The organism is Desulforhopalus vacuolatus (genome assembly GCF_016918505.1).
Classification (GTDB): Bacteria; Desulfobacterota; Desulfobulbia; order Desulfobulbales; family Desulfocapsaceae; genus Desulforhopalus; species Desulforhopalus vacuolatus.
Genome location: NZ_JAFFPZ010000009.1, coordinates 17,443 through 31,306 on the forward strand (window position 1 = coordinate 17,443; position 13,864 = coordinate 31,306).

Annotated in this window: 11 protein-coding genes; 3 read left to right on the forward strand and 8 right to left on the reverse strand. The window is 49.5% G+C overall.

The annotated features are described in order from the left end of the window. Positions 1 to 12: 12 nt before the first annotated feature. From JWG39_RS07570 to pilM, 5 genes are all read right to left on the reverse strand, one after another. A complete protein-coding gene (locus tag JWG39_RS07570) occupies positions 13 to 1,524 on the reverse strand; it encodes a tetratricopeptide repeat protein (RefSeq protein WP_205218784.1) in 1,512 nt (503 codons plus the stop codon). A 2-nt stretch (positions 1,525 to 1,526) separates the two neighbouring features. Beyond that, the gene (locus tag JWG39_RS07575) at positions 1,527 to 2,039 is read right to left on the reverse strand and encodes a pilus assembly protein PilP (RefSeq protein ID WP_205218785.1); all 513 of its coding nucleotides are present in this window, start codon (positions 2,037 to 2,039) and stop codon (positions 1,527 to 1,529) included. Positions 2,040 to 2,044: 5 nt separating this feature from the next. Continuing rightward, complete coding sequence (locus JWG39_RS07580) at positions 2,045 to 2,671, reverse strand: type IV pilus inner membrane component PilO (protein WP_205218786.1); 627 nt, start codon at positions 2,669 to 2,671, stop codon at positions 2,045 to 2,047. A 65-nt stretch (positions 2,672 to 2,736) separates the two neighbouring features. Continuing rightward, positions 2,737 to 3,333: a PilN domain-containing protein gene (locus JWG39_RS07585; RefSeq protein WP_205218787.1), complete on the reverse strand. Its 597-nt coding sequence runs from the start codon at positions 3,331 to 3,333 to the stop codon at positions 2,737 to 2,739. A gap of 40 nt (positions 3,334 to 3,373) precedes the next feature. Further along, complete coding sequence (gene pilM, locus JWG39_RS07590; RefSeq protein ID WP_205218788.1) at positions 3,374 to 4,420, reverse strand: type IV pilus assembly protein PilM; 1,047 nt, start codon at positions 4,418 to 4,420, stop codon at positions 3,374 to 3,376. A gap of 360 nt (positions 4,421 to 4,780) precedes the next feature. On the opposite strand from pilM, the gene lepB reads away from it, so the two are divergent. From lepB to JWG39_RS07605, 3 genes are read left to right on the forward strand one after another with little or no spacing between them, the layout of a single operon-like run. Next, on the forward strand, positions 4,781 to 5,446 hold the full coding sequence (gene lepB, locus JWG39_RS07595) for a signal peptidase I (protein WP_338032191.1): 666 nt from the start codon (positions 4,781 to 4,783) through the stop codon (positions 5,444 to 5,446). Between the two features lie 11 nt (positions 5,447 to 5,457). Then, entirely contained in the window at positions 5,458 to 6,447 is a 990-nt protein-coding gene (locus JWG39_RS07600; RefSeq protein ID WP_205218790.1) for an aspartate carbamoyltransferase catalytic subunit, read from the forward strand. Beyond that, positions 6,444 to 7,718 (forward strand): dihydroorotase, encoded by a 1,275-nt coding sequence (locus JWG39_RS07605; protein ID WP_205218791.1) that lies wholly within the window; start codon positions 6,444 to 6,446, stop codon positions 7,716 to 7,718. The genes JWG39_RS07600 and JWG39_RS07605 overlap by 4 nt, the downstream gene beginning before the upstream one ends. Positions 7,719 to 8,125: 407 nt before the next feature. On the opposite strand, the gene JWG39_RS07610 is transcribed toward JWG39_RS07605, so the two are convergent. The 3 genes from JWG39_RS07610 to JWG39_RS07620 form a co-directional block, all read right to left on the reverse strand. Continuing rightward, positions 8,126 to 10,606 carry a bifunctional aconitate hydratase 2/2-methylisocitrate dehydratase gene (locus tag JWG39_RS07610; RefSeq protein WP_205218792.1) on the reverse strand — a complete coding sequence of 827 codons (2,481 nt, stop codon included), beginning with the start codon at positions 10,604 to 10,606 and terminating at the stop codon, positions 8,126 to 8,128. Between the two features lie 976 nt (positions 10,607 to 11,582). Beyond that, positions 11,583 to 12,431, reverse strand: coding sequence for a histidinol-phosphatase (locus JWG39_RS07615; RefSeq protein WP_205218793.1), 849 nt, complete (start codon positions 12,429 to 12,431; stop codon positions 11,583 to 11,585). Then, positions 12,428 to 13,849, reverse strand: a complete 1,422-nt coding sequence (locus tag JWG39_RS07620; RefSeq protein WP_205218794.1) for an MFS transporter — start codon at positions 13,847 to 13,849, stop codon at positions 12,428 to 12,430. Before JWG39_RS07620 ends, JWG39_RS07615 begins: the two co-directional genes overlap by 4 nt. Positions 13,850 to 13,864: the final 15 nt, after the last annotated feature.

Here is a 13,864-nt window from a genome sequence, read left to right on the forward strand (position 1 = left end):
CTGTATAAGTTATTACTTTTCACTCAACCTTGCCTGAATGTAATGTCGTAGATCAGGTGGAAAATGATAACCTGATGCGAGAATGGAGCGATACTCTGCACTGGCTTCTGTCGTTTTTCCCTGTTTGTCGAGAATCCGTGCACTGGCGATCATTGTGCTGAGATTTTCACCGTAGTACTTTTTGTACTTTTTCAGCAGTTTCAAAGCGGCCTCATTCATGCCGTTATTTTCACTGAAGGCGGCGTAGCTGAGAAGTGCTTCTTTCATCGGCGGATTACCGCTGATGCTGCGAATGAAGTATTCATTTGCCAGCGAGAGTCGTTTCATATTTGCATTGGCAATGGCAGCGTAAAGTGCAGCGCTGTAGTTCCTGGGGTTCTGCTTCAGACTGATATCTGCATAATGGGCGGCCTGTGCATTCTGGTGGAGAGAGACAAGACAGATTGCTGCAAGGCGATCAGTGATCTTCGTGTTTGTCGGCCACAGTCTGGCTGCTTCGTCAAGAAGAACGATCGCATCTTCAATATTGTCCTGTGTCTCAAGAAGCTGAACCTGTTGAAGGAGCTGTTTGGCCTTAAGAATTCCAGCGGACTGCTGGTTGTTGTCCTCAATGATCAGTTTATTTTCCTGTTCCATTATTATATCAAGATCAGGTTTAATGCTGAGTGTATTCGCCGTTGATGAGCTCGTTCCCGGCCAGGTGAAGGTGTTGGCTGCCGGGTAGATAACGATGGTGTTGAAGCGTTCCTCTTTTTTCAAGTCCATCAGATTGAGGATGATATCAAGAGCAAAGTCCCAGGGGACATCGTTAAGAGCCAGTGTCAATGAGCCCTGTACGTGTTCGTCAACAATAATATTAAAATCAGTGATTGTGCGAAGGAGTCGGAAAACGTTATGAATATCCACTTTGTAAAAATCTACGGTTATTCTTTGTGCTTCATATCCGGCGTTTCCAAAACCGTCTCCGCCAAGAGCAGCAACGCGGGCACTGGTGCGCTCAGCAAGAACAGCGCTCGGGGAACCTGACACTTTTTTCTCCGAAGAGCTGATGAGTTTGTCGAGCTTGCTGTCCTTTTTGTTTTGTGGTGCTGCAGAAACTGCGTCATTTTTTACTGGCTTGAAGACAATCTTCACATCGTTTCTCTGGGAGATTACCTCGTAATTGTGACTGGCTTTAAGGGTGAAAATAAAGCGTTTACCGGGGGCGTTGTCTCCCTTGAGCTCTTCTACCGCCATTTTTACAAAGTCGTTTGCAGGCAGTGGTGCCGGGACAAAGGTAAAATCTGCTTTGTTGATATCCATGACAACTCTGAAGGGAGAAAATCTCTCCGCAACAAATTCAGATATTGGCGCCGAAGCACTGAGCACGTAGGTCAAAATACCATTGGTCAGAGTTGCGTCCTCACCGTTGACCTGATACGTTGCACCTGTATCTGCAGCCTTCGCGGAAACAGTGTGAAATGTGAACAGGACACAAAGTGCGAGGAAAACAGCAATGTGTAATTTTTCAATACCGTTACGCATCTTTAGTCCTCTCCCTCTTCTTTCTTGAGTGTCATCACCTTTTCAGTGACAATTTTTTTGCCGGCTCGTGTCCGGGCTGTTTCTTCTATGACGACGCTGTTGGTTTTAATCTGGCTGACCACTCCCCGTCTTCCTATCAACATACCTTCGGTAAGAACATAACCCTTGCCGCTGAAATCTTGAACCATGGCTATATTTCCCTCGCCTGACTGCATAAGTGCTACAAGGGTGAGCTGGCCAGGTTCGAAGAGCTGCATGCCGGTGAGGGGGCCCTCCTCGTCAACAATTTCATTCATGTTGGTAACTGAAGTTGCCTTTTCTGTGATGAAGGGCTCAAACGGGTCCGCACGGTTTTCGATCTGGTAGTGAAATTCAGGAGGGGCAATTCCCTCAGGAACGACGGAAGCTTCACGGGGAGGAGCTGTTGCCAGCAGCATTGCCAGGACAATTCCTGGAACTGCCAGCCTGATCATCCTGCCGGTTGCTGTTCCCGTTTGTCTGTCAGTATTTTTCATAACGGTCACTTTTTCTTCTTCTTTTTATCATCTTCGAGGGCCTTGTTGGTGAACTGATACGTCACCAGCTGGCAGTTGGATTTCAGCAGCATTTCCCCGTCCTCTTTCTGCGGAGAAACCATCTTGATATTGTTTACAGAGACAATTCGCTCCAGCTTACTTACCTGATCGAAGAAATATCCCATGTTATGATAGGGACCGCGCACATTGATCGTGATCGGAATCTCCTGGTAAAAATCTTTGGGACTTTCTTTTTCGGGTTTGAAGGTATTGAAATCAAGTCCTGCATTACGTCCAAGCGAGGAGATATCTTTGAGCAGCTGAGGAATCTCTTTTTCCCTCGGTAAAAGAGCCGAAATTTTTTCAAAGGCCTGCCTGATCTCCGCGACCTTTTTTTTCCTGTCAGGGAGCATCGCGACCTGTTTTCTGTAGTCGTTAATCTCCGTCTGAATCTTGCTGTTGCCCTCTTTGAGTTTGTGAATCATTTCTCTTCTGGAGCCATAAAAAGTAAAGTAAAATACAAGAACAGGCAGGATAACAATGACGAGGCACAATCCTGCTTTAGCCCTGTTCGAGAGAGGGATGAATTTTTCATCCAGGAACGTTGTAAATGCTGAGTTACCCGTGTTCATGCTCTTGTATGTTTGTAAAGGTTCTGTTTCTTGGCCGTGGATTTCAATTCTGATATTATACAGAATTACTGAAGGACCTCACTGCCGCCGGTCTGCATTGATTTCTTTTTGTACTTTTCGGGATATGTGACAATGCAGTTGATGACAAAACTCTTCAGATTACGGCCCGAAATAACCTTCATGGATGAATTTGCAAGAGATACATCCACGACAAAATCTGAATCCAACAGTGCATCCATGAACTGGGCAACAGTCTGGTTGTCGAGTGCAATGCCTGTGATCGTCAGATTGGTGTTACTCTGCTGCAGAGATGTAAGCCACATCCGCTGAGAATCCACCCGGTTGGCAACCTCATTCATGACACGGACAGTCAGTGAGGCTTCACTGCGAAGTTTCTTGATGATGTTGGTCTTGCGCTCGAGTTCTTTCATCTCAGCTTTGAGGGCCTTGAGTCTGGCGATCTGGGGTTCAAGGGCGGTTCGCTCGACAGTCAGCGATTTCTTGTCGGATTCAAGATTGGAAATGGAGTGAAGCAGCCACATGGCGACAAAAAAAAGCAGGACAAGAGTGGTAAGAAAGAGGAACCCCAATCCTAACAATTCTTTTTGAGCCCTTGCTCGTTTCTTCAGCTGGCGGACAGGGAGAAGGTTGATTCGTAACATTTTTAACCTTTGGTCTCTTTTTTGCAAAAATGAACCTGGCTTAAATTATGGAGGTCCTCAAGGCAATGCCTGTTGCGATTGCCATTTCAGGTCCGATACTTTTCAAATAGGCAGGATCAATTTTTTTCCTGCTGTAGAGCATATTGATAAAAGGATTGAAGAGATTGACGGGTACTCCTGTTTCACTGGCAAGAAAGTCGGTGAGTCCAACCACTTTAGAGCCGCCGCCACTGAGAACAATGTGATTAAGGGGAAATTTGGGATTGTTTGCCTGATAGAGGTCGATGGCTTTTGTGATCTCCAGTACCCAGCGGGTGCAGATTTTGTTGAAGACCTGGACGATGGTCTGCTGCATGTCTGGAGCCTGACGGATGCCAAGCTTGATCGCCTCGGCTTCGTCAATATCAACACCGAGGGCGTCCGCCAGTTCGTCGGTGAGCTGGTTACTGCCGAGAAGAATATCGCGGGCGACCGCTGAAACCCCGTGGGCAAGAATGTTGATGTTCATCTTTGATGCCCCGATATCAATCAGGGCAACGTTTTCATTCTCTGAATAATTGTATTCATAGCTGTTTTCAAAGGCAAAACCGTCGATGTCAACAAGCACAGGGTTAAGCTTGAGGCTGGTGAACATATTGAGGTAACCGTCAACAACATCCTTTTTCGCCGCAACCAGCATGACATCGGTGCGGTCATCAGATTGCGTGTTGGTGTGCAGATCCTGAAAATCAATATAGACATCGTCGATATCGAAGGGGATATACTGCTCAGCTTCTGCCATGATATGCTCTTCCAGCTCGGCTGGCTTCATGATTGTGAGGCTGATTTTTTTAACAATGACGGAGTAGCCGGAGATGGAAAATCCTATTTTCTTATTCTTAATTTTTAAATTTTTAAGGAGTTTTTCCAGAATTTCACTGACCTCTCCCGAACTCTCAAGATTCCCATCATTAATTGATCCTTCCGGAAGCATTGCACTGCCGAGAGCGATGATAGTATTTTTCCCACCACTCGAGGGTTTGAGTTGACAGACCTTTACGGAATGAGAACCTATATCGATACCAAGGACCAGGTTGTTCTTCGCCATGTTCTTGCGCTGTATAATTGGTGTTTCACCGGGTTCTTCCGGCGGTCACGGAGACCTTCTAATTTTTTCCTTAAGTTTTACTTATTAAGGCACATCTCCTTTGGGCTGTCAAGCAAAAGAATACCAATTTTCGGTGAAGACTTATATTTATTGATGTCTCACTTTTGCACGTATGATAATGTTTTGTGCAAGGTTGTCTTCCCTTCAAGAATATTATCAATTCTAATTGCATCTTTACTCTTCATAAGAAAAAAAACTCGCCAAACGAATCATTCTTGTAAATTCCCCGCTATTCCTGTAGGATACGGCCAATTTTCCGGCTGATTGTCCGTAACATATTTTGAAAAAATGAGGTTTCCTGTGGCAAAAAGTGAAAAAAAGAGAAAATCCGTAATTCGAGAGTACGTTGAGGCCATCACCATCGCGGTTTTACTGGCACTCTTTATCCGCTATTTCGTAGTGCAGGCCTTCAAAATTCCTTCCGGCTCCATGAAACCCACATTGCTGGTTGGTGACTACCTTATGGCAAATAAATTTATCTATGGGATAAAAAACCCTTTTACCGGGAAGGTTGTTATTCCAATTTCTTCACCCAAAAGGGGCGATATCGTTGTTTTTCCCAACCCGCGTGAGCCGCAAATTGACTTCATCAAACGAATCATTGGCGTAGCAGGAGATATTATCGAAATTCGGGATAAAAAGCTGTATAGAAATAATCAGCTGGCAAAAGATTCCCATGCCTGTTTTACTGCCCCCGACGAAATTATACCCAATTGGGGTGTGGGTGCGAGCCCGCGTGATAATCTTGCACCGATCGTTGTCCCCGAGGGGAAAGTCTTTGTAATGGGGGATAATCGTGATAACAGTTACGATAGTCGATTCTGGGGGTTTGTTGATGTTGATACCATTCAGGGCAAAGCCTTTATCCTCTACTGGTCGTGGGAGATGAATCCCGATCAGTTCTGGCTCGCGCCAGCCAGGTTTGAGACCATCCGCTGGGGCCGCATCGGTGAAATTATTCATTGACAGGAGGAATCATGAATGCAGGGAAGGAAGAGACTTTGAAACAGAAGTCTTACTCATTTTCCCATCACAGTATCTTTGGTATTGAACAACTCAGTGCTGAAGATATCCGGCACATACTTGCCACTGCAGCGTCCTTTCGCGAGATTGCAGCGCGACCGGTAAAAAAAGTCCCGACGTTGCGTGGTAAAACTGTTATCAATCTTTTTTTTGAACCCTCAACGCGAACCCGGACTTCTTTCGAGATTGCCGCCAAGCGGATGAGTGCGGATACTTTTAATATCAATGCGTCCACCAGCTCCACCAGCAAGGGGGAGACGCTGATTGATACAACCCGCAATCTGCAGGCAATGGCTCCGGATATCATCATTGTACGTCACTCCGCTGCTGGTGTTCCTGAACTGCTTGGGCGTCATGTAAGGGCCAGTATTATCAATGCCGGTGACGGTGCCCATGAGCATCCCAGCCAGGCTCTGCTTGATATGATGACCGTCATGGAGAACAAAGGGCATATTGACGGGCTGAAAATTGCCATCATCGGCGATATCTCCCACAGTCGTGTCGCTATCTCCGACTTTATTGGTTTTACCCGCATGGGTGCAAAAATCTCTGTTGCAGCTCCGCAGACCTATCTTCCCACAGGAGTTGAACAGTTTGGCGTAGACGTTTGCAGCTCAGTGGCCGATGCGGTGAAAGATGCCGATGTCGTTATCACCCTGCGGATTCAGCTGGAGCGTCAGAACGATTCCCTCATCCCTTCCCTGCGCGAATACTCACGTTTCTACGGTATCAACAGTGAAATCCTCAAGGGTGCAAAAGATGATGTAATTGTCATGCATCCGGGACCGGTGAACCGCGGCGTCGAGTTGAATCCCGATGTTGCTGACGGAAGGCGCTCCGTCATTCTGGATCAGGTTGCCAATGGAGTGGCGGTGCGCATGGCGCTGCTTTATCTGGTGCATGGCGGGAAACGGAAGAAAAAAGTGCAGGGGGAACAGCCATGAAGAGACAAAACAGGGTCTTGATAAACGGGCGGGTGATTGATCCCCTCTCCGGTGTTGATGAAATTCGTGAGATTTATATCAGAGACGGTCGTATCGCTGCCGGTCACTCCAGTGGAGAGGAGATTATTGATCTTGCCGGAAAATGGGTTGTACCCGGTTTGATTGATATGCACGTTCATCTTCGCGAGCCCGGGGAGGAGTATAAGGAAACCATCGCCAGTGGTTGCCGTGCTGCCGCTGCGGGGGGCTTTACCGCCGTGGCCTGTATGCCCAACACCCATCCGGTGAACGATAATGCCATCACCACCCGCTTTATCGTTTCGCGGGCGGCAGGATGTGCCGCCCGTGTATGGCCGATAGGTGCGATTTCTACAGGTCTTGCGGGGGAAAAACTCGCTGAGATGGGCGAGATGAAGCGCGAAGGGGCCGTTGCCGTCAGCGATGACGGCAGGCCGGTGGTCAACTCACAGTTGATGCGGCGGGCGATGGAATATGCCGCCAGCCATACCCTGCCCGTAATCTCCCACTCTGAAGATCTTGCTCTGAGTCGGGGCGGCTGCATGAACGAGGGTGCGCTCTCCACGCGTATGGGCCTGCAGGGAATTCCTGCCGCAGCCGAAGCGGTGATGGTTGAGCGGGAGATCCTGCTTGCCGAACTGACCGGTGCCCGTGTGCATATTGCCCACGTCAGTACCTGCCAGTCTGTGGCACTTCTCCGTCTGGCAAAAGAACAGGGGCTGGCAGTGACGGGGGAGAGTGCACCGCACTATTTTACTCTCACTGAAGATGCCGTGCGGGGATACAATACAAACGCCAAAATGAGTCCACCTCTGCGCAGCGAGGCCGACCGGGAGGCAATTATTGCCGCTCTCGCCGATGGTGTCCTCGATGTTATCGCCACCGACCACGCTCCACACTCCATTCTTGAAAAAGAGAATGAATTTGCTTCCGCCGCCAACGGTATTACCGGCCTCGAGACCTCACTTCCGCTCACTCTCCGACTGGTACGCAGCGGGGCTCTTTCCGTGAAAAGAATGGTGGAGCTGATGTCGTGCAATCCTGCACAGATTCTCGGTGTTCCCGGCGGATCTCTCGCTGTCGGTGAGGTGGCTGATATCACGGTGATTGATCCAGATGTACGGTGGACTTTTCGTGCTGCAGAGAGTTTCTCCAAAGGAAAAAACTCTCCCTTTGACGGTGTGGAAATGGAAGGCAGGGCGGTAATGACTTTTCTTGAAGGAGAGCGAGTTTCTTCAGGGGATATCGAATAATACGTTTCCTTGTCTCGGATTGGAGGAAATTGATACGGTCTGAGATTGCCGGAGAGTTTATAACTGCCGGGAAAAAGTGGACACATGACAGCGACCGGCGGGGGAAAACCCCGCCGGTCGCTTTTTTTTATAATACGCAGGGCTAAAAGATAAAAAGGGAGAAAGGAGGCAGGAGAAAGGGAAAAGCAAACAGCGGGAAAGCAGTTTTTACCGCGAAGGACACGAAGAACGCGAAGAGTAAAGATATAACAACAGCAAAGCCCTGTTTAGTTTTAAAATCTTTTCGCTGTTCCGTCTTTTGCTTTTCCCTTTCTCCCTTTCTCCCGTCTCCTGTCTCCCTGCCTTTACATTCGCCAATAGAAAGTGAAAATGGCATTTAGTACGGTCATAACTTAATAGGAATGGTATTACTCCATGAATCCGTGTTGGCGAAGGAAATCGAAATACTCCTCTGGCTGTGGTAATCGGCCGAGAACTGCTGCGATGGTCGTAAGTTCCGTGGAACCCAGGTAGACCTGAGAATTATCGCCGAGACGGTTGTCGAAGTTGCGGGTGGAAGTAGAAATTACCGTTGCTCCCGGGTGTACCCGCGCCTGGTTCCCCATGCAGAGGCTGCAGCCGGGAGTCTCCACGCGTCCTCCTGCTCCAGCGAAGACCGCCAGCCCTCCTTCAGCTCTGATGGCGTCGCGGTCCATCCGGGTAGAAGGGGCAATCCACAGCCTTGCTTCGGCATAGGGGCCGCCCTCAAGCAGTTTTCTGGCCCGCTGCAGATGGCTCAGATGAGTCATGCAGGAACCGACAAAGGCCTCATCAATCTTCACTCCGGCGACAGCGCTGAGAGGTTTGACGTCATCGGGATCATTTGGGCAGGCGAGGAGGGGTTCGCGAATTTCTTCGAGATTAATGTCAATCTCGGCGAGGTATTGTGCATTCCCGTCGGCTCGCAAAAGTTCCGGTTTTTCCAGCCATGTCTCCATGGCTGCGATGCGTCGTTGAAGCGCCTCCTTATCTTCATAGCCGTCCGCAACAAGTGTTTTGAGAAACTCTGCATTTTCTTTGACCTTTTTCGCCACAGTGGCAACCGGCAGTTTCAGAGTGCAGGCTGCGGCCGAGCGCTCGGCGGAGGAATCACTGAGTTCAAAGGCCTCCTCGACGCTGAGGTCATCAACTCCCTCAATCTCAATAATAGTACCGGCAAAAGAGTTCTTTTTTCCTTTCTTGGAGACCGTAAGCAGCCCCTCTTTAACGGCTGCAAGTGGAATGGCGTTGACCATGTCGCGCACGGTGATTCCCGGCAGCCTCTGACCATGGAAGCGTACCAGTATCGACTGTGGCATCTCCAGGGGCATGAAGCCGAGAGCGGCGGCAAAGGCGACCAGTCCGGAACCTGCGGGAAAGGATATGCCGAGCGGGAAGCGGGTATGGGAATCTCCGCCGGTGCCCACCGTATCGGGAAGTATCATCTTATTGATCCACGAATGTACAACGCCGTCTCCTGGATAGAGGACAACTCCGCCACAGGCCACAGTCGTCTCCCGCATGATTTTCCAGCGGTCGAAGTCACCCGCTTTGGGATAGGCTGCAGTGTGGCAGAAGGACTGCATGAAGAGGTCGGTCTTGAAGCGCAGGCATGCCAGTTCGGTGATTTCCTGCATGGTCATCGGCCCCGTGGTGTCCTGGGAGGCAACGGTGGTCATTTTCGGCTGGCAGGCTGTTCCTGGAAGAACGCCCGGTGTTCCGCAGGCGCGGCCAATTATTTTCTGTGCGAGGGTGTAGGGCTGGTTTTCCGCAGGCTGCGGCTGTGCCACTTCCTTGAAAATATCTGGAAAGGGTTCGCCAAGGAAATCGCAGGCAGTACGGGTAAGCTGCCTGCCGATAATCAGGTTGAGACGGCCGCCGGCGCGGAATTCATCGAGTAGAGTAACGGGGGCCGGTGAGAGGGGGACAGAGGTGTTATCCGAGACCTTTGTCATTGTCCATTTTTTCAGATTAAAAATGACCAGATCTCCGGTCTGCAGATCCTCCATGGGGCACTCAACCGGCAACACTCCCGCATCGCGGGCTGTGGCATAGAAAATGGGGGCGATAATTTCGCCGAATACTACGCCTCCACTGCGCTTATTGGGTACACCGGGAATGTTATCCCCGATGTGCCAGAGCAGGGAGTTGATCGCCGACTTGCGCGAAGAGCCGGTTCCTACTACGTCCCCGGCGAAGGCGACCTGTTTCCCGGCAAGGCGAAGGTTGGTAATGGTGTTCATGCCGTCTGGAAAGCGTGTTTTACCAAAAAAAGAAGCGTGGAGAGGGATATCGGCCCGGCTCTGAGCCTCGTTTCCGGGGGAGAAATCGTCAGTATTGATTTCTCCATCCACTTTGTAGAGGGCAAGAGGCAGCTCTACGGGCAGTGGTTTGCTTTTCGTAAACCACTCCGCCTTCGCCCAGGATTCAATGGTTTCCCGGGCGGCTGGAATCTTCTTCGAAAGTTCTGCAATTTTCTCGAAGGCCTCATAAATTTTTGTGAGTCCCTTGAGAGCCTCACCACTGAAAGGAGCCAGTTCCGGAACCTCCAGCAGTTCAGTGAGAACCTCCACATTGCAGCCGCCACCCATTTCACCGAGCATGGTAATAGAGAGTTCACGGGGGATAACAGTGCAGATTGTTTCACCGAGTGCCACTTTACGGAGCCATTCTGCCTTGATCTTCGCTGATCTGCTTACTCCTGGTTCTACTCTCTCTCGCAGCAACATGAGTAAAAAGGCGGAATCTTCTCCGTCCGTTTCGAGCCGTTTGATTACCTCTTCGGTCAACTCTTCAGAGAGGGGTTGCGGAGGGATGGGAGGATTTATGAGAGCGCGCTTTTCAGTTTCTTTACGGTAGAGGTTGAGCATGGTGATCTCCTCGATGAATGATGAACATGGCAGCCATATCGACTTTTTTTTATCTTCAAAAGGGTCCCTTGAATAATCTTGTATTTCGTTCATATTCAAGGCACAGGAGAAAATTTACCGGAGCTATATGTTTGATATTGCGAGGATAAATTTTCGACTGTAACGAAGAAGATGGGCGAAAGACTGATTATTCAAGGTTCCCAAAAAATATTTTGATGTTTCACAATTGCCTGCCGCAGATATCTTTTCCGGCAGTATTTTACTGCCGGGTACTTTGAAACAGCCTGCATTCGTTTATATTCGAAGTACAGCAGGAAATGTACCGCAGGCATATCAGCACTATCTCGACGTCTCGTTCCTCGCTTTGTCGGAGAATACTTTTTTGACTGCAGCAAAGCAGATGGGCGATTATTTGATATTCCCTGATCTTGGAACAATTCTGTAAAGCCACCCTTAATGTACCTGAAGCGGGGGGAAAAAGGGAGAAAGAAAAAGGGAGACGGGAGACAGGAGACGGGAGACAGGAAAAAGCAAAAAATCTCCGTAGAGACGACCAATGTTGGCGTTTCCTGTACAACGGGCGTTTCTACAATGAGATCAATTTTATACCATTCCTGTTAGGTTATACCCCGTTTTGTATTCTGTTTATCCATTCGTGGTTGCTTTTGTAGTGTGTAACCACGAATGGACACGAATTTTCACTAATGGCAATTACATTTTGTATTGACCAGAGAGCGCGACTGCGTGGACATCTTTTTTTGTGATTGCGAATGAATAAACAGGATGTAAAAAGAGCATAACTTCATAGAAATGGTCTAATCATGCGAAAAAGGGCATTTTTTATAAAAGCGTAACTTCTTAAAGTTTTTTGCCTTTATTCGCATAATTAGAGCTTTTATTCGTTGGTAAAAAGTTTTTCGCTGTTCCGCCTTTTGCTTTTCCCTGTCTCCCGTCTCCTTTCTCCCTTCTCCCGCTTTTACGTTCCTCCTCCTGTCTCCCTTTTTCCATGCCAGTCTGGAGAAAATCCCATCTTTCTGAGGGTTTCTTGTGCTTCTACGATGAAATTTCCCACCGAATTGACGCCATGGCTGTCGTCGCCGGGAAGAACGGTAATTCCCATATCTCGTGCACGCTGAAGAATTGGTTGGGAGATATAGGGTTCTTCTGCACCTTTCAACAGGGCCCGCTGGTTGAAGTCGAGGGTGAGACCCAGCCGGGCAATACATTGGAGATTACGTTCAATGCGCTGCCAGACAACCGGCTCTTTAAGGCGCGCCGGGTAGTGTGTATCAAAGAGGCGAATGAGGTCAAAATGGCCAACGACAGCAGGCTTGAGTGTCTCCAGCATCTCGAATTGCTCATCGAAGTAATGGAGATAAAGCCCGGTGATTCCACCCGCCTTTTCTGCGGCCAGAGCGTAGTGCTGCGGGGAGTAGTCAAAATTGATATCCCCGACGTGGTGGACGGAGCCGACAATATAATCGGGAGAGAAGGCAGCGAGCAGTTTCGGTACAAACTCTCTGTAGCCGCTGCAGGTCTCAGTTTCCATCGCGGTAAAAAGGGTAATCTCTTCGGCGAAGAATTGCTGCAGTCGTCTGCACTCCTTTATGTAGCGGGAAAAGCGCTGCCACTGCTTCTCTGCAGTCAGTCCCGCTTCACGGTCATCATCGTAGCTGAGGGCATCGCTGATCGCCGGCTGGTGCTCAGTGATACCGACGTGGGTAAAACCTTTGGCAATATAGGCACGCACGACCTCCTCAAGGGTGTTTGAGGCGTGGTTGCAGAATTCGCCGCTGTGGCCGCCGTGAACGGATATGAGATTCATTTTTTCGCCTCAGAATGGGGAATGGGAATGTTAAGATGATCGGTGCTGTCCCGCAACATGCGGTTACTGATAAAGAGCAGCACAATCAGCGCAAGAAGAGTGAACCAGGGGAGCCAGGTGATACCTTCCACGAAGGCTGCATCCGCGATCTGCTCAGTTGCCCACAGGGGATGTTCATCGGTGAGGTTACTGCGCAGCCGGGTGAGCAGGATTGCAAAGAAGAAACTGATTGAACCATAGGCAATATTAAAGGCCATCCCTTTGAAACTCAAGACCGTTGCCCGTCTTCTGGAATCAGTGATGATGTTAAGATAGTTGCTGACCATGAAACTGACGAAGGTCAGGGTGATGGTGGTGGTGGCGACAAAGAAAAGTCCCCCCATGAGGGAAAATTGTGTAAGGCCGAAGAGACTGAGCAGGGTGAGTATCGCCAGGATAATCATGTTGGTGCGCGGGCTGCGCTTTTCGCAGAGGACCTCGGCTATCTTTGGTGTTACCATCGCGAGCAGAGAGAGGGTTGCTCCGATGGCACCAAAGCTGGCGTCGGGCAGGTCGATGCAGCGGTAGTATTGACTCGTAAAAGTGACAACGAGCCGCAGGACATGATCGAAACACATGCCGAAGAGAATGATGGCGAGGGCGAAGGGGGTTCGCAGTATCCATTGTCCGGCATCAAGGGTTTTGAAGAAAGCACTGACGATTGTTGTCTTCTTCCCTGACGTATCGTCAGGATTCTCAATGGTAACCTCCTTCATCTTTATGGCGGTGAAAAAGGAGAGTACCGCAAAGATCAGAGTGCCATAGATGGGGAAGCGCATGGTGGTCTGCTGGGTGAGGGTGACGTTAATACCGAGGAAGGCGAGTACGCTGTTGACGGATGACGGCGCATAGATCAGCGACCCGAGAGTGAGTGAAAAGATTGCCGTGAGAGCCTTGACACGATACGTGGTGGTGAGAACTTTCGCCCACTGGTGCTGCATCCCCTCCTGGACGAGACTGTCATAGGCGATGGCTTCGTCGGCACCGCTTGCCATTGATTCTGCAAGTCCGCTGAGAATGCGGTTGATGAGAAAGGCCTGGAAGATAATATTGCTGTTGCCGATGGGAACAACGGCGAGGATGGTCATTTCGAGAATCATCAGAACAGCGGTGGTGATCAGCAGGTATTTACGGCCGAGGACATCGGCCAGTGCGCCCGAGGGGACCTCGGCGCAAACGATGGTGATTGCCCAGATGGTGTTGAGCAGGGAAAACTGTTCAATAGTCAGGCCATAATCGAGGAAAAGAATTGTAAAAACAGGGTAGTAGAAGCGCGCGGTGAAACAACAGCGGAAGAGAATGAAAAGCCGGATATTGGGTATGCTGTACGGAGAGTTCAGTATCGACGGGGTATATTTCGGCAGCTTTCTGTGTTGCATTATGATGTTTCTTCC